Source organism: Shinella sedimenti (genome assembly GCF_022601905.1).
Lineage (GTDB): Bacteria > Pseudomonadota > Alphaproteobacteria > Rhizobiales > Rhizobiaceae > Shinella > Shinella sedimenti.
Map to the genome: position 1 here is coordinate 308776 of NZ_JAKVIN010000004.1, position 14715 is coordinate 323490.

Genomic DNA, 14715 nt, shown 5'->3' on the forward strand with positions numbered 1-14715 from the left:
GGATCAGGACAGGAGAGCCGGGGCGAGAACCGTGCGGATCACCTGCTCCAGGAAGAACAGGATGACGAGCACGACGAGCGGCGACAGATCCACGCCGCCGAAATTGGGCAGCACGCGGCGGATGGGCCGGTAGATCGGTTCGGTCAGCTGGTAGAGCGAGCGGCCGATGGTGGCGATAACCTGATTGTTCGTGTTGATCACGTTGAACGCATAGAGCCAGGAGAAGATCGCGGACGCGATCACCAGGAACCAGGCGATATTGATGATGAACAATAGGGTGTTGATGACCGCTATCATTGATGTCTCCAAATGGTTTCGTGCTGACATGTAGCCATTGCGGGCGCAGCCAGCAAGGCCGGCGCCGGACGCGGCAGCAACATGTTTAACGCGGCGCCTCAGTCCTCGTGGAAGACCCGCTCGAGAAAGGCGGTCATCCAGAGCCGCAGGGCTGCGTCATGCAGCAGGCGGCCATGGAGATGAAGGCTGCCCACCTGCGCGCCGGGCAACTCGAAACGATGCGCGCCGTGAACCACCCAGCGATGCATCATGGCCAGCGTCAGTTCGCCGTGGAACTGGATGCCCCAGGCATTGTCGGCGTAGCGGAAGGCCTGGTTCTCATAATGATGGCCGGTGGCGAGCAGGGTGGCGCCCGAGGGCAGGTCGAACCCTTCGCGGTGGAACTGGTAGACCATGTCAGGCCAGGGCATCAGCGCGGCGCCGGCTTCCGTGGCGGTGAGCGGATACCATCCGATTTCCGTCCAGCCCTCATCATGGCCGAAAACCTTGCCGCCGAGCTGGCGCACGAGCATTTGCGCGCCGAGGCAGATACCGAGGAAGGGGCGGTTCTCACGAAGCGGAACAGCCAGCCAGTCGACCTCTTCGCGGATGTAGGGCTCGTCGTCATTGGCGCTCATCGGGCCGCCAAAGACAACCGCGCCGGCGTGTCGGGCAAGCGTTTGCGGCAGCGGATCTCCCAGCACAGGGCGGCGTATATCGAGCGCATGGCCCATGCTCTCCAGGATCTGCCCGACGCGGCCGGGGCTCGATCTCTCCTGGTGCAGCACCACGAGAACCGGGCGCTTGCGCGGCGGGAACTGGGACAGGTCGGGCATGGTTCAGGTTTCGCCAGTCTCCTCGTGCACGGCATGTCCGCCGGTGCGCTGGGCCACTTCCTGCCGTTTCATGATGCGCTCGCGGCCGGACACGCCGAGCAGATCGGCGATCCGCCAGATGGCGTGGTCCTCCATCTCGTTGCGCTCGCCGTCGGCATAGACGATTTCCCAGAGCAGCCCGATCAGGCCGATGCGCTGGTCTTCGGAGAGCTGGCGTTTCAGTTCCGAGGTGAAGTGGAAGAAATCGATGGCTTCGCTTTCGGCGTTCGTGCCGGCTGCGAAGAGGGCGTCCAGCTCCTTCTCATCCATGCCGTAATAGTCTTTGAAGCGCGCACGCAGGGTCTGCTTTTCGACCTCGAGCACCTTGCCGTCCGCTTCCATGACCTGAATGCAGAGCGCCATGACGGCGACCCTCGGATCGTCGGCGGCAAAGGCAGGTTTGTTCTCGCCGCCGGAAAGGCTCGCCAGGAATTGCTGCAGGCGTTCGAACATATGGTATCAGCCCCGTTGTCGCAGGGCCCTGTCCGCTTTCAGCGGCAGGCGCCCATTCTGTTGTCATGTCCGTCGCCCGCACGGGCAGACTTTCGCCTTCTAGAACAGCCTGAAGCCGCTCGTGCCGTCACGCTTGAGCGCGCCTTCCTTGACGCCCGGATCGTCCGGCAGGCCATAGAACGGTCGTTCCTCTTGTTCGACCGGTGCCGGCTTTGCCTTTTCAGGGACGGCTTCGGTCTTGGTGCTTTTCACCGCAACGGGCTCGACCGCTGTCTCGGCCGCCACGGCCGGTTTCTCCGGCTCGACCTTGGCGACGGTGACGACATTCTCGACGACCGCGACGGGTTTGGTCTCGATCGCCAGCGGGGGAAGGGTGCGGATCGCTTCCTCGACGGAGTTGGCGGCACCGTCTTCGACGGGCGCCTGCAGCTCGCTGACGGGGGTCTTCCATTCGAAGGCATCGAGGCGGCCCGTGACGGGGGAGACGGCGCGCCATTCCGGCGATGTGATGCCGTCGGCGGTCCAGGCCGGATCACGCGGTGCTTTGAGCGCCTGGTTCATCCAGTGACGGATACGGCCCTGATCGCCGGTTTCGGCATCCTCGATATCGGCCAGAAGCAGGAAGGCGCTTTCGCGTGGCGAAAGGCGGGCCGAAGCTTCGGCCTTTGCGCGGGCCAGCGCGAAATTGCGCGTCTCCAGCGCTGCCTCGGCCACGACATAGAGCGCCTCGGCATTGTTCGGCCGCAGCGCCTCCAGCTTTTCGGCCCGCTTCAGGCGGTCGGTAGCAGAATCGCCGCTGCGGGCGCGGACGTAGAGCTTGGCGACATCCGCATGCGCCGTCGCCTTCCAGAGCTTTTCGAGGATGCTGGCCGCCTTGCGCAGGTTGTCTTCGCGCAGATAGGCCTTCGCCTCGATGAGCCCGGCGGGAACGAAGGTCTCGTCCAGCTTCAACGCCTGATGGGCATCCTCGCGCGCGCCCTTCGGGTCGGCGTCGAGCTTGTCGGCCGCGCGTGCGGTGAGCAGCACGGCCTTGCGGCGGGTGAAGGTCTTCTTGTCCTCCGCCGAGCCGGAGCGGCCATCGCCAAGCAATTTCAGTGCCTCGTCCCAATCGCCCGCTTCCGAGCGATATTCCAGCGCCGCCTCCGTTGCCCAGGGCAGCTGCGGCGCCTTCTCGGCGGCACGTTCGGCATATTGCCGCGCCGCCTCGTTGGCGCCAAGCCGGCGCGCTTCGAGATAGAGACCGCGTAGGCCGAGTTCACGCGTTTCCGGGTCATCGGCCATGAGTTCGAACTTCTTGCGCGCGTCGTCGTAGCGGCCCTCGATCATCGCGGCCTGCGCTTCGAGCAGGTGGATGAGCGGTTCCTGGTCGGCACTGAGCAGGCCCCTGGTGCGCGACAGCATCTTGCGGGCACCGGCGGCATCGCCCGCACCGGCCGCGATCAGGCCGGTCGACAGCGCCTGGTAGCCGCGGTCGCGCTTGCGGGCACGGAAGTAGCGCTGGATGGAGTGCGGCGAGGTCCAGACGACCCGCACCAGCCACCAGCAGAACATCACGGCCGCGATCAAAGAGACGACAAGCGTCGCCGCCACCATCAGGCTCATATCGGCGCGCTGGCCCTGCCAGATAATGGACAGTTCGCCCGGACGATCGGCGAGCCAGGCGAAACCGGCGGCAAGCGCGAGGACGAAGAGAGCGAAAACGAGTATGCGGATCATGAAGCTTCTCCCGTCAGCCCTGTTTCGCCGTGGCGTTGAGCGCACCGGACACGACGTTGCCGATCAGCTCCTCGACCGCGACGCGCTCGTCGAGCTTGCGCTTGTAGTCCGCGCCGGCGGCCTGGCCTTTCTCGGGCAGTGTCTGCCATTCAATCTGCGCGCCCTTGAAATCGCCGTTCTGCAGCTTGTTTTCGATGCGGGCCACGACGGCCTCAGGGCTGTCACCCTCAATGCTGCCGACCGGGCGAACGCGGATGGCCGAGGCGGCGCTGGACATCAGGCGGCTCATGATGCCCTGCTCGCCGTCCGGCTGGTGCACCGCGTCGAGGATGGCGTCGGCCGTCTTCTGGAAATCGGCGGCAAGGTCGGCGCGCGACGCAACGCCCACGGCCGCATGGGCGCGCAGGCCCGCGATGGACGGATCGTCCGGTGCGACGCTGGCGAAGGCCTCCAGCTCCGCAAGATACGGGCCGCCGCGATCGATGGCGGTCTTGAGCGCGCTCGCTGCGACGGCCTTGGCCATTTCGATATCGCTGCGCGGCGTATCGAGCTTCTGTTCGGCGGCGGCGATGCGTTCGGTCAGCTGGCTTTCGGTGGTGCCCACTGCCTCGCTGGTGCGGGCGATCTGGTCGCGCAGCCCGGCAAGCTCGCTGTTCAGCCGCGACACGTCGCCTTCCAGCTTCGTCACGCTTTCCGGGGCCGCGCCGGGTGCGCCGCCACCGTCAGCGGTCGATTTTTCCAGGGCCGCAAGGCGGGTTTCGAGCGGCTGGAGATCGACCGGGGCGGCCGACGGGGTTTCCGCCAAACGGGCCTTCAGCGCCTCGACTTCGTTCGCTAGGCTCGAAAGGGCGGCATCGTCGCCGGCGCGTTCGGGGCCGGGGGCGGGGAGGTAGCCGCCATATTGCAGGCTGCCGGCGCCGAGGAGGGCGATGAGGCCGCCGAGAATGCCGGCGGCCAGCGTGCCGGCATTGCCGCGCTGCGGAGGCGGCGGCGTCTCGACGCGCACGGGCTCCTCATAGGTCGGGCGGGCGGGCTCGACCGGCTCGTCCTTCGGTTCTTCCTGTTCTGCGGTCGCGTCAGAGGCCGTTTCCGTTGTCGGCGCCGCGTCTTCCGCCGCGGGTTCTTCAGCAGCCTGCCGGGTCTCGTCGCCGTTTGCGGGAACGGCTTCGAGATCGATCGTCACGGGTTCGTCGCCACTCTTCTTGCGACGGGACGGGTTTTCCGGTTCCATGGCCGACCTCCTTGCATTCATGTGCACTGCACTAAAGGTAGACAGGGATGGCGGGGAGGGAAAGACCCTGCCGGCAAATTCATCCGCCGCGTCCTGCCGTCAGAGCAGCGCGAGCAGGCTCGCCTCATCGGGCGCGGCTGCGGTTTCCGCCTGCGCGGCAAAGCGTTCGGGCACCATGGACGCGACATTCGGGCTCATGCAGAGGACGCGTAGTGCCGCAAACCGAGCCGGCTTTTCCTCGAGCGGGGCGAGGCGGAAGAAGGCGCGCGCACTTTCCGGCGAGTAGAGAAGTACGGCATCGGGGACCGGCTCCAGCAGCGCGGTCGTGATCACGGCCGGCGGGTGGATGAGCGCCGCCATGCGGTAACTTTCTACCGCTCGGATCGGGATGCCCGCTTCGTGCAGCCTGTTTTCGAAGCCGGGCGCGCGCGGGTTGCCGGCGAGATAGAGGATGGGGTGCTCCGGCACACTGGCCGCGCGATAATGCGCGATGATGCTGTCGGCCAAGGCGGCGCCGTCACCGCCGGCTGCGTGAACCTCATGGAAGCCGACGGCCTTCATCGCATCGGCGGAGGCCTGTCCGACGGCGAAGACGCACGTCGACAGATGCGGGGTAAGGTCATGGTCGATCGTCGAAAACAGGCGTGCGATTTCGGCGCTGGTCACGGCGATGGCGGTATGCGGGGTCGCGAGTGCCGCCCTGACAGCCGCGACGTCGTGTTCGGCTTTCGACAACGGCAACAGTACGGCCTCGTGGCCACGCGCTTCGAGGGTTCGGGCGGTGCGGGCCGCTGCCGGCTCGGGGCGAAGCACGAGCACGCGCATAGTCAGACCCAGCTGTCGAAGAAATCGGCTCCCGCCTTCGCGCGGATCGCCTCGCCGGCATCGGCGCCGAGCCTGCCGGCGTCGCTGGCCGGGCCGCTCGTCTCGATTTCGTGGAAACGGCTGCCATCCGGGGTCAGGATCATGCCGCGGAACCGGATGTAATCGCCCTCGACGGTCGCGTAACCGGCGATGGGCGTACGACAGGAGCCGTCGAGCGTGGCGAGAAAGCCGCGCTCACAGGCGACGGCGGCGTGGGTCGCACGGTCGTCTATGGCGGAAAGCAGACCGCTGATGCGATCGTCGCCGATGCGGCTTTCGATACAGATCGCGCCCTGAGCCGGCGCCGGCGGGAAGGAAACCGGATCGAGCAGTTCGGTCGGCACATCCGTCTTGCCGAGACGCTTCAGGCCGGCATAGGCTAGCAGCGTGGCATCGGCCTCGCCGGCGGCGAGCTTGCCGAGGCGGGTATCGACCTGGCCACGGAAGACTATGACGTTGAGATCGGGACGCAGGCGCCGGATCAGCGCCTGCCGGCGCAGCGAGGCCGAGCCGACGGTTGCGCCCTGCGGCAGGTCGAGCAGGCGCTTTGCAGCGCGGCCGATGAAGGCGTCGCGGATGTCCTCACGCGGCAGGAAGGCGGAGAGATGCAGGCCTTCCGGCAGCTTCGTCGGCATGTCCTTGGAGGAATGCACGGCGAAATCGAGCTCGCCGGAAGACAGCTGCGCCTCGATCTCCTCGGTGAACAGGCCCTTGCCGCCAATCAGCGCCAGGGAGCGATCGGTGATGCGGTCGCCCTTCGTGGAGAGCACGACGATCTCGAACATGTCCTCGGCCAAGCCATGGGCCGCCATCAGGCGCGAACGGGTTTCGTGGGCCTGGGCGAGCGCCAGCGGGCTGCCGCGCGTACCGATCCGGAAAGGTTTTGTTTGCATCCGCATTGATCCATTGTTACCGGGATGTCTCGTAAACGGCTTTACCGCCCATCGCAATCAATCCAAGTGCTTCATGTCGTCCCAACTGACCATTCTCGGCATTGAAACGAGCTGCGACGAGACCGCCGCGGCTGTTGTCACGCGTGCGGCGGACGGGCATGGCGAGATCTTGGGCGAGGTGGTGCTGAGCCAGCTTGAAGAGCACAGCGCCTATGGCGGTGTGGTGCCCGAGATTGCAGCGCGCGCGCATGTCGAGGCGCTGGACAGTCTGATCTCCGAGGCGCTCCTGCGGTCCGGGCGCACGCTTGCCGATGTCGATGCCATTGCCGCGACGAGCGGTCCGGGGCTGATCGGCGGCCTGATCGTCGGGCTGATGACCGGCAAGGCCATTGCGCGGGCGACCGGCAAGCCGCTCTATGCCGTCAACCATCTCGAAGGCCATGCGCTAACGGCCCGGCTGACGGATGGCGTCGCGTTTCCCTATCTGATGCTGCTGGTGTCCGGCGGCCATACCCAGCTTGTGCTGGTGCGCGGCGTCGACGATTACGAGCGCTGGGGCACAACCATCGACGACGCGCTCGGCGAGGCCTTCGACAAGACGGCCAAGCTGCTCGGCCTGCCTTATCCCGGCGGCCCGGCGGTTGAGCGCATGGCGAAGAGCGGCAATGCCGAACGTTTCACCTTTCCACGCCCGCTCGTCGGCGAAGCGCGGCTCGATTTCTCCTTCTCCGGGTTGAAGACGGCGGTGCGGCAGGCCGCGCAGTCGATAGAGCCTGTTACCGAGCAGGATATCGCTGATATCTGCGCTTCCTTCCAGCGCGCCGTGTCGCGCACGTTGAAGGATCGCATCGGCCGCGGGCTGGAACGGTTCCGGACGCTCTACCCTGACGTCGCGACACCGGCGCTCGTGGTTGCGGGCGGTGTTGCGGCCAATGCGGAGCTGCGTGCGACGCTTCAGACGCTGTGCGACAAGAACCGCTTCCGGTTCATCGCGCCGCCGATGGCGCTCTGCACGGACAATGCCGCAATGATCGCCTGGGCGGGACTGGAGCGCATGGCCGTGGGGCTTTCGGCGGACGATCTTTCCGTGGCACCCCGCTCGCGCTGGCCGCTCGACAAGGCGGCGGCGACGGTTCTGGGGTCCGGCAAGCGGGGAGCCAAGGCATGAGTGTCTCGCGCAGGATTGCCGTGGTTGGCGCGGGCGCCTTCGGGACCGCGCTTGCAAGCGTGGCTGCGGCAAGCGGCGGGGACGTTGTTCTCATCGGCCGCGCTGCCGATATTGTCGAGACGATGCGGCTTTCGCGCCGTCACGAAAAGGCGCTGCCGGGCATCGACCTGCCGCATGAGCTGACATACAGCGCCGATATCGAGGCGGTGCGTGAGGCCGGCATCGTGCTCTTCGCCATGCCCTCGCAGGCGCAGCGCGAAGCCGCGCGCGTGCTTGCGCCGCTGCTCGCGCCGGGTACGGCGGTCGTTATCTGTGCCAAGGGCATAGAAAAGGGCACGGGACGCCTCCTGACGGACGTGCTGGAAGAGGAACTGCCGGGTCGCGAGATCGCTGTGCTGTCCGGCCCCGGCTTTGCGGCTGATATCGCCAAGGGCCTGCCGACGGCGATGGTGATCGCTGCGCGGACGATCGAGATCGGTGCGGTGCTGGCGCAGGCCTTGTCCGGGCCGACCTTTCGACTCTATCCGTCGACGGACCGGATCGGCGTGCAGCTCGGCGGCGCGCTCAAGAACGTGCTGGCGATTGCCTGTGGCATCATCGAGGGCGCGCAGCTTGGCGATTCGGCCCGTGCGGCGCTCATTTCACGCGGGCTTGCGGAACTGTCGCGCTTTGTCGAAGGCCATGGCGGCGAGGGCGTGACGGTCATGGGCCTGTCCGGTCTGGGCGATCTCGTACTGACCGGCACCAGCCACCAGTCGCGCAACCTGCGCTTCGGTATCGCGCTCGGGCGCGAGGGCACGGCCGCCGGCTGGTCGGGCGACCTCGTCGAAGGGGCGTTCGCCGCTTCCGTCGCATCCGGCGTTGCTGCCAAAAAGGGTATCGACATGCCGATCACCGATGCGGTGGCGCGCATCATCGAGGGTACGCTCGATGTGAAAACGGCCATCGGGCAGCTCATGACGCGCCCCATCACCCAGGAATGACAGAACGGCCAGGAGCCAGAGAAGGATCGTCCATGCATTTTGCATTCGTTTGCCAGGACAAGCCCGGTGCACTGCAGGTGCGCCTCGACACGCGTCCCGAACACGTCGCCTATCTGAACACGCTCAACGCGGAGGGCACGCTCGCCTTTGCCGGCCCTTTTCTTGGCGACGACGGCAAGCCCACCGGCAGCCTCGTCGTGGTCAAGGCAGAGACGATCGAGGCCGCACGGGAAATCGCCGCCAACGATCCCTATGCCAAGGCCGGCCTGTTCGCATCCGTCGAGGTGAAGGCCTGGAACTGGGTCTTCAACAACCCGGAGGCCTGAGACCCATGGCGTACTGGCTCTACAAATCCGAACCCTTCAAGTTCTCCTGGGACAAGCTGAAGTCGAAAGGCGAGGAAGGCGAGGAGTGGGACGGCGTGCGCAACTACCTGGCACGCAACAACATGCGGGCCATGAAGATCGGCGACAAGGGCTTCTTCTACCACTCCAACGAGGGGCTGGAGGTCGTCGGCATCACCGAAGTCTGCGCCCTGTCGCATCCCGATTCCACGGCGGGCGACGATCCGCGCTGGGACTGCGTCGATATCCGGGCGGTGTGCGACATGCCGAAGCCTGTCTCGCTGAAGGATGTGAAGGCCAACCCGAAGCTTGCCAAGATGGCGCTCGTCACCTCCATGCGCCTTTCGGTGCAGCCGGTCACGGAGGAGGAGTGGATCGAGGTCTGCCGCATGGGCGGCCTCGACAATCCGCCGCGCTGACACAGCCCGTGAGGACGGACCCGCAAGTCTTCATCATCGACAATACGGACGTGCTGGCGCCGCCGCATGTGCCGGAGGTGAAGCTCAGGCTCGCCTCGGAGGCGCATGACCTGTGGCTGAAGACCGAGGCGGAGCTGGAGGAGATCGGCCTGCCGCCGCCCTTCTGGGCCTTTGCCTGGGCGGGCGGTCAGGGGCTTGCGCGCCATGTGCTGGATTACCCGGCGCTGGTGGCCGGCAAATCCGTGCTCGATTTCGCCAGCGGCTCCGGCCTCGTCGGCATCGCTGCTTGGCTTTCCGGTGCTTTCGTAGTGCTGGCGGCGGATATCGATCCCTGGAGCGGAACGGCGATCCGGCTGAATGCCGCGCTGAACGATGTTTCGCTCGACAGCACGAGCGAGGACATGCTCGGCCGCGACGAGGGCTGGGACGTCATTTTAGCCGGCGACGTGTTTTACGACCGGGCCTTCGCCGACGCGCTCATACCCTGGTTCACCGCGCTTGCCGCGCGCGGCGCCACGGTGCTGGTCGGCGATCCCGGTCGCGCCTATTGTCCGCGCGATCGCATGGAAGCGCTTGCCACCTATACCGTGCCGGTGACGCGGGCGCTTGAGGACAGCGAGGTCAAGAAGACCACTGTGTGGCGTTTCACCGGCCTGGCCGGATAACGCAGACGCCCGCTTCCCAGGCACAATCGTTGTGATCAGGGCTCAGCGTTATGATCTTCGGCCCGCTTGCGCGACGCTCCGCCGGCCGGGCTGACCAGCGATAGCCGCCGTCGTCTTCGACATAGAAATAAAGGCCGCTGCCGCCATCACGGTAGGCGACGATCCCGCCGGAATAGAAATCGGGATCGGCATGCCGGATCCTGTGGCGCTGGTAGCGCAGCTGGGTGCTGACGCCGCCGCGGCTGGCATCGGTATCGAGCCGCGAAATCGTCCGCAAGCCGCCATGATTGGGATGATGGCGATGGCGCAGGCCATCTCCGGCATGAGCGGCCGTCATGCCGCCTGTCACGAGCGCGGCCGCAAGCACGAAGACTTTCGTCGCGCGGAGTGCCGATAACAGAGTCATTCTGTCCTGCCTTCCGTGGCGTGGTTAACAAATCGTTAACAGGCAGAATGGACCGCAAGGCGCTGAAAGTCACTGACACGCTTGAGGAATTTGCGGTTATCGTTAACGGCGCCGCGATGTGTCAAAACGGGGCGGACACGCGGGCGATTTCTAATCGATTAAATTCATTTTGCACTGCAATGAGGCTTGTGGTTCCGCTTTCCGGTGATTAAACGTCGCAATCACTGCATTGTGCACAACATACTGCAATTCCGGAGAAAATTTGTCCAGTTTGTGGCTCTCCGGGGTTCCGTGAGGTTCAGATGGCGAATGTCACTCGAAGCCGGCCGCTCTCGCCGCATCTCCAAGTCTACAAGCCGATCCCGACGATGGTCATGTCCATCGTGCACCGCATCACAGGTGCGGCACTTTACTTCGGCACGGTACTCGTTGCCTGGTGGCTGATCGCCGCCGCTTCGGGCGAGGCCTATTTCAACTGGGTCAACTGGTTCTTCGGCACGCTGATCGGCCGCCTCGTGCTCTTCGGCTACACCTGGGCGCTTGTCCACCACATGCTCGGCGGGCTCCGCCATTTCATGTGGGACATGGGCCGCGGCTACGAAAAGCACTTCAATACCAAACTCGCCATCGCAACCCCGATCGCCTCCGTCGCCCTGACGGTGCTGATCTGGGTCGTCGGCTACCTGGCACGCTGAGGAGAGCCCCATGGATATGCGCACGCCCCTCGGCAAGGTTCGCGGCCTCGGCTCGGCAAAGGACGGCACGGAGCACTTCTGGCGCCAGCGTCTCACGGCCGTCGCCAACGTTCCACTGCTGTTGTTCTTCGTCGGCTTCCTCATCTGCTATAACGGCGCCTCCTATGCAGAGGTGACGGCAGCGCTGTCGAACCCGCTCGTCGCCGTCCTCATGGGCCTCGTCGTGATCTCCGGCCTCATCCACATGAAGCTTGGCATGCAGGTCATCATCGAGGACTACGTGCATGCGGAAGGCATCAAGATCGGTCTTCTCATGCTCAACACCTTCTTCGCGATCCTGGTCGGCGGGCTCTGTCTTTTCGCCGTCCTCAAAATCGCCTTCGCAGGATAATCCATCATGGCAGCGATCCCCTCCCCGGCGGCCAACGGCAAGGCCTATACCTATGTGGACCACTCCTTCGACGTGATCGTCGTCGGGGCCGGCGGCGCCGGCCTGCGCGCCACGCTCGGCATGGCCGAGCAGGGTCTCAAGACCGCCTGCATCACCAAGGTCTTCCCGACGCGTTCGCACACGGTCGCCGCCCAGGGCGGCATTGCCGCCTCGCTCGTCAACATGACGCCCGACTGCTGGCAGTGGCACCTTTACGATACCGTCAAGGGCTCTGACTGGCTCGGCGACGTCGACGCCATGCAGTATCTCGCCATGGAAGCGCCGAAGGCGGTCTATGAGCTCGAGCATTATGGCGTGCCCTTCTCGCGCAACGCCGAAGGCAAGATCTACCAGCGCCCGTTCGGCGGCCACATGCAAAACTACGGCGAAGGTCCGCCGGTGCAGCGCACCTGTGCCGCCGCCGACCGTACCGGCCACGCCATCCTGCACACGCTGTACGGCCAGTCGCTGCGTAACAACGCCGAATTCTTCATCGAGTATTTCGCGCTCGATCTGATCATGTCGGCCGATGGCCGCTGCACCGGGGTCGTCGCGTGGAACCTCGATGACGGCACGATCCATCGCTTCGCCGCCAAGATGGTGGTTCTGGCGACGGGCGGTTACGGCCGTGCCTACTTCTCCGCCACCTCGGCACATACCTGCACGGGCGACGGCGGCGGCATGATCGCGCGCGCCGGCCTGCCGCTACAGGACATGGAGTTCGTGCAGTTCCACCCGACCGGCATCTACGGCGCGGGCTGCCTCATCACCGAAGGTGCGCGCGGCGAGGGCGGCTATCTCGTCAACTCCGAAGGCGAACGCTTCATGGAGCGCTATGCGCCGTCCGCGAAGGACCTCGCCTCGCGCGACGTCGTTTCGCGCTGCATGACGATGGAAATCCGCGAAGGCCGCGGCGTCGGCAAAAACAAGGACCACATCTTCCTTCATCTCGACCATCTTGATCCGGCCGTCCTGCACGAGCGCCTGCCGGGCATTTCCGAGAGCGCGAAGATTTTCGCCGGCGTCGACGTGACGCGCGAGCCGATCCCGGTCCTGCCGACCGTGCACTACAATATGGGCGGCATTCCCACGAACTACTGGGGCGAAGTGCTCAATGCCGACAGCCAGAACCCGGAGCGCATCGCGCCCGGCCTGATGGCGGTGGGCGAAGCCGGCTGCGCTTCGGTGCACGGCGCAAACCGCCTCGGCTCCAACTCGCTGATCGACCTCGTGGTCTTCGGCCGTGCCGCCGCCATCCGCGCCGGCGAGGTCATCGATCGCAACGAGGCTGTCCCGGCGCTCGACATCGCTGCCTGCGACAGGATCATGGATCGCTTCGACCGTTTGCGCAACGCCAATGGTGGTACGCCCACGGCGGTGCTGCGCGACAAGATGCAGCGCACCATGCAGGAAGACGCCGCCGTGTTCCGCACGCAGGAATCGCTGGAAAGCGGCTGCAAGCGCATCACGGAAATCTGGAAGGAACTGCCTGACATCAAGGTCACCGACCGTTCGATGATCTGGAATTCCGACCTCGTCGAGACGCTGGAGCTGGAAAACCTGATGGCCAACGCCATCACGACGGTCTACGGCGCCGAGGCCCGCAAGGAAAGCCGCGGCTCGCATGCCCGCGAGGACTATGTCGACGGTCCGTTCGGCGGCCGCGACGACGTCAACTGGCGCAAGCACACGCTCGCATGGGTCAACGAGGCGGGCGATGTGAAGCTCGACTACCGCCCCGTGCACACCGACCTCATCGCCGACGGGATCGATCCCCAGAAGATCGCGCCCAAGGCGCGCGTCTACTGATATCGAGGAGAACAGGACATGGTTGAACTCGCTCTCCCGAAAAACTCGCAGATCAGCGAAGGCAAGGTCTGGCCCAAGCCGGCCGGCGCCTCCAACACGCGCGAGCTGCGCGTCTATCGCTGGAACCCTGACGACGGCAAGAACCCGTCGATCGACACCTATTACATCGATGTCGACGATTGCGGTCCCATGGTGCTGGACGCGCTGCTCTACATCAAGAACAAGATCGACCCGACGCTGACGCTGCGCCGCTCGTGCCGTGAAGGCATCTGCGGCTCCTGCGCCATGAACATCGACGGCACCAACACGCTCGCCTGCACCAAGGGCATGGACGAGGTGAAGGGCGCGGTGAAGGTCTATCCGCTGCCGCATATGCCTGTGGTCAAGGATCTCATCCCTGACCTCACCAACTTCTACGCCCAGCATCGCTCGATCGAGCCCTGGCTGAAGACGGTGTCGCCGACGCCGGCCAAGGAGTGGAAGCAGAGCCATGACGATCGCCTCAAGCTGGACGGGCTCTACGAGTGTATCCTGTGCGCCTGCTGCTCGACATCCTGTCCGAGCTACTGGTGGAACGGCGACCGTTATCTCGGGCCGGCCGTGCTGCTCCAGGCCTACCGCTGGCTGATCGACAGCCGCGACGAAGCCACCGGCGAGCGCCTCGATAATCTGGAAGATCCCTTCCGTCTTTACCGCTGCCACACGATCATGAACTGCGCCCAGGCATGCCCAAAGGGCCTTAATCCGGCCAAGGCAATCGGCGAGATCAAAAAGATGCTGGTCGAGCGCCGTCTCTGACCTACATAAGCAGCGTTCACGAAATGTGACGAGGCGGCCTGACCGTTCGGGCCGTTTCGTCTTGATTCGTGCGGGCGATTCACGTTAATTCGGCGGGAATTGCTGCATGGCAGCAGTATCGGGCAGATATCGGGAGTATCGACATGCGGATTCATCATGTGGCTGGCGGACTGATGATGGCGCTTGCTCTTGCGGGGTGCCAGCGGACCGCGCCGATGGACAGCGTGAATACGCAGCCGAACATTACACCTCTGCAGGGCCAGCCTGTCGGTAGCGTGTCGTCCAGCCAGCTGCCCGATCCGACCACGAGCACCACGCAGTTCCCGGCTCAGCCCACGACCGATACGGCCATGGCGACCGGCACTGGCAACGCGGCCGCGGCAGCGAGCGCGCTCGACGTCAAGAAGGAATCCATGGTCGGCAACTGGCGAGTGGCGAACGGCCCGTCCTCCTGCGACATGTTCCTGACGCTCACCAATCTCGGTGGCGGGTCGCGCGGCGGCACGCGCGGTTGTGCAGGCGAGCTGACGGCAATGGGTTCCTGGGAAGTCGCCGGCAAGCAGGTCGTTCTCAAGGACCGCGAGGGCAACCCCATCGCGCGTCTCTACAAGACAGCCGATACCCGCTTCGACGGATCGACCAATTCGGGCCAGCCGGTTAGCCTTTCGCGCTGATTCCTCCCTTTTTCCG

Annotated in this window: 18 protein-coding genes; 10 read left to right on the forward strand and 8 right to left on the reverse strand. The window is 65.2% G+C overall.

The window, feature by feature from the left end; all coding sequences use genetic code 11:
* Positions 1-3: 3 nt before the first annotated feature.
* The 7 genes from MKI86_RS11665 to hemC form a co-directional block, all read right to left on the reverse strand.
* Positions 4-297, reverse strand: a complete 294-nt coding sequence (locus MKI86_RS11665; protein WP_134649308.1) for a YggT family protein — start codon at positions 295-297, stop codon at positions 4-6.
* A gap of 98 nt (positions 298-395) precedes the next feature.
* Entirely contained in the window at positions 396-1112 is a 717-nt protein-coding gene (locus MKI86_RS11670) for a glutamine amidotransferase (protein WP_241601060.1), read from the reverse strand.
* A 3-nt stretch (positions 1113-1115) separates the two neighbouring features.
* A complete protein-coding gene (locus MKI86_RS11675; protein ID WP_241601061.1) occupies positions 1116-1604 on the reverse strand; it encodes a tellurite resistance TerB family protein in 489 nt (162 codons plus the stop codon).
* A 99-nt stretch (positions 1605-1703) separates the two neighbouring features.
* Positions 1704-3320 (reverse strand): heme biosynthesis protein HemY, encoded by a 1617-nt coding sequence (locus MKI86_RS11680; RefSeq protein WP_241601062.1) that lies wholly within the window; start codon positions 3318-3320, stop codon positions 1704-1706.
* A 13-nt stretch (positions 3321-3333) separates the two neighbouring features.
* Complete coding sequence (locus MKI86_RS11685) at positions 3334-4551, reverse strand: COG4223 family protein (protein ID WP_241601063.1); 1218 nt, start codon at positions 4549-4551, stop codon at positions 3334-3336.
* 99 nt (positions 4552-4650) lie between these two features.
* Complete coding sequence (locus MKI86_RS11690) at positions 4651-5376, reverse strand: uroporphyrinogen-III synthase (RefSeq protein WP_241601064.1); 726 nt, start codon at positions 5374-5376, stop codon at positions 4651-4653.
* Between the two features lie 2 nt (positions 5377-5378).
* Positions 5379-6308 carry a hydroxymethylbilane synthase gene (gene hemC, locus MKI86_RS11695; protein WP_241601065.1) on the reverse strand — a complete coding sequence of 310 codons (930 nt, stop codon included), beginning with the start codon at positions 6306-6308 and terminating at the stop codon, positions 5379-5381.
* 73 nt (positions 6309-6381) lie between these two features.
* On the opposite strand from hemC, the gene tsaD reads away from it, so the two are divergent.
* The 5 genes from tsaD to MKI86_RS11720 are packed head-to-tail and all read left to right on the forward strand — an operon-like array spanning position 6382 to position 9887.
* Positions 6382-7476 (forward strand): tRNA (adenosine(37)-N6)-threonylcarbamoyltransferase complex transferase subunit TsaD, encoded by a 1095-nt coding sequence (gene tsaD / locus MKI86_RS11700; protein ID WP_241601066.1) that lies wholly within the window; start codon positions 6382-6384, stop codon positions 7474-7476.
* Positions 7473-8459: an NAD(P)H-dependent glycerol-3-phosphate dehydrogenase gene (locus MKI86_RS11705; protein WP_241601067.1), complete on the forward strand. Its 987-nt coding sequence runs from the start codon at positions 7473-7475 to the stop codon at positions 8457-8459. Before tsaD ends, MKI86_RS11705 begins: the two co-directional genes overlap by 4 nt.
* 32 nt (positions 8460-8491) lie before the next feature.
* Positions 8492-8785 carry a YciI-like protein gene (locus tag MKI86_RS11710; RefSeq protein ID WP_241601068.1) on the forward strand — a complete coding sequence of 98 codons (294 nt, stop codon included), beginning with the start codon at positions 8492-8494 and terminating at the stop codon, positions 8783-8785.
* A gap of 5 nt (positions 8786-8790) precedes the next feature.
* Positions 8791-9222 carry an EVE domain-containing protein gene (locus MKI86_RS11715; protein WP_241601069.1) on the forward strand — a complete coding sequence of 144 codons (432 nt, stop codon included), beginning with the start codon at positions 8791-8793 and terminating at the stop codon, positions 9220-9222.
* Between the two features lie 8 nt (positions 9223-9230).
* Positions 9231-9887, forward strand: a complete 657-nt coding sequence (locus MKI86_RS11720) for a class I SAM-dependent methyltransferase (RefSeq protein ID WP_241601070.1) — start codon at positions 9231-9233, stop codon at positions 9885-9887.
* Here MKI86_RS11720 and MKI86_RS11725 read toward each other — a convergent pair.
* Positions 9868-10293 (reverse strand): hypothetical protein, encoded by a 426-nt coding sequence (locus tag MKI86_RS11725; RefSeq protein ID WP_241601071.1) that lies wholly within the window; start codon positions 10291-10293, stop codon positions 9868-9870. The genes MKI86_RS11720 and MKI86_RS11725 overlap by 20 nt on opposite strands.
* A 302-nt stretch (positions 10294-10595) precedes the next feature.
* Here MKI86_RS11725 and sdhC point away from each other — a divergent pair, with 302 nt between their 5' ends.
* The 5 genes from sdhC (at position 10596) to MKI86_RS11750 (ending at position 14699) form a co-directional block, all read left to right on the forward strand.
* The gene (gene sdhC / locus MKI86_RS11730; protein ID WP_241601072.1) at positions 10596-10988 is read left to right on the forward strand and encodes a succinate dehydrogenase, cytochrome b556 subunit; all 393 of its coding nucleotides are present in this window, start codon (positions 10596-10598) and stop codon (positions 10986-10988) included.
* A 10-nt stretch (positions 10989-10998) separates the two neighbouring features.
* Positions 10999-11379 (forward strand): succinate dehydrogenase, hydrophobic membrane anchor protein, encoded by a 381-nt coding sequence (sdhD, locus tag MKI86_RS11735; RefSeq protein WP_241601073.1) that lies wholly within the window; start codon positions 10999-11001, stop codon positions 11377-11379.
* Positions 11380-11385: 6 nt separating this feature from the next.
* On the forward strand, positions 11386-13227 hold the full coding sequence (gene sdhA, locus MKI86_RS11740) for a succinate dehydrogenase flavoprotein subunit (RefSeq protein ID WP_241601074.1): 1842 nt from the start codon (positions 11386-11388) through the stop codon (positions 13225-13227).
* Between the two features lie 18 nt (positions 13228-13245).
* Positions 13246-14025, forward strand: coding sequence for a succinate dehydrogenase iron-sulfur subunit (locus MKI86_RS11745; protein ID WP_241601075.1), 780 nt, complete (start codon positions 13246-13248; stop codon positions 14023-14025).
* Between the two features lie 143 nt (positions 14026-14168).
* Entirely contained in the window at positions 14169-14699 is a 531-nt protein-coding gene (locus MKI86_RS11750) for a protease inhibitor Inh/omp19 family protein (protein ID WP_241601076.1), read from the forward strand.
* Positions 14700-14715: the final 16 nt, after the last annotated feature.

Coding starts and splice junctions, on each gene's coding strand:
- MKI86_RS11665 (WP_134649308.1), bottom strand. CDS start 297: ATGATAGCGGTCATCAACACCCTATTGTTCATCATCAATATCGCCTGG.
- MKI86_RS11670 (WP_241601060.1), bottom strand. CDS start 1,112: ATGCCCGACCTGTCCCAGTTCCCGCCGCGCAAGCGCCCGGTTCTCGTG.
- MKI86_RS11675 (WP_241601061.1), bottom strand. CDS start 1,604: ATGTTCGAACGCCTGCAGCAATTCCTGGCGAGCCTTTCCGGCGGCGAG.
- MKI86_RS11680 (WP_241601062.1), bottom strand. CDS start 3,320: ATGATCCGCATACTCGTTTTCGCTCTCTTCGTCCTCGCGCTTGCCGCC.
- MKI86_RS11685 (WP_241601063.1), bottom strand. CDS start 4,551: ATGGAACCGGAAAACCCGTCCCGTCGCAAGAAGAGTGGCGACGAACCC.
- MKI86_RS11690 (WP_241601064.1), bottom strand. CDS start 5,376: ATGCGCGTGCTCGTGCTTCGCCCCGAGCCGGCAGCGGCCCGCACCGCC.
- hemC (WP_241601065.1), bottom strand. CDS start 6,308: ATGCAAACAAAACCTTTCCGGATCGGTACGCGCGGCAGCCCGCTGGCG.
- tsaD (WP_241601066.1), top strand. CDS start 6,382: ATGTCGTCCCAACTGACCATTCTCGGCATTGAAACGAGCTGCGACGAG.
- MKI86_RS11705 (WP_241601067.1), top strand. CDS start 7,473: ATGAGTGTCTCGCGCAGGATTGCCGTGGTTGGCGCGGGCGCCTTCGGG.
- MKI86_RS11710 (WP_241601068.1), top strand. CDS start 8,492: ATGCATTTTGCATTCGTTTGCCAGGACAAGCCCGGTGCACTGCAGGTG.
- MKI86_RS11715 (WP_241601069.1), top strand. CDS start 8,791: ATGGCGTACTGGCTCTACAAATCCGAACCCTTCAAGTTCTCCTGGGAC.
- MKI86_RS11725 (WP_241601071.1), bottom strand. CDS start 10,293: ATGACTCTGTTATCGGCACTCCGCGCGACGAAAGTCTTCGTGCTTGCG.
- sdhC (WP_241601072.1), top strand. CDS start 10,596: ATGGCGAATGTCACTCGAAGCCGGCCGCTCTCGCCGCATCTCCAAGTC.
- sdhD (WP_241601073.1), top strand. CDS start 10,999: ATGGATATGCGCACGCCCCTCGGCAAGGTTCGCGGCCTCGGCTCGGCA.
- sdhA (WP_241601074.1), top strand. CDS start 11,386: ATGGCAGCGATCCCCTCCCCGGCGGCCAACGGCAAGGCCTATACCTAT.
- MKI86_RS11745 (WP_241601075.1), top strand. CDS start 13,246: ATGGTTGAACTCGCTCTCCCGAAAAACTCGCAGATCAGCGAAGGCAAG.
- MKI86_RS11750 (WP_241601076.1), top strand. CDS start 14,169: ATGCGGATTCATCATGTGGCTGGCGGACTGATGATGGCGCTTGCTCTT.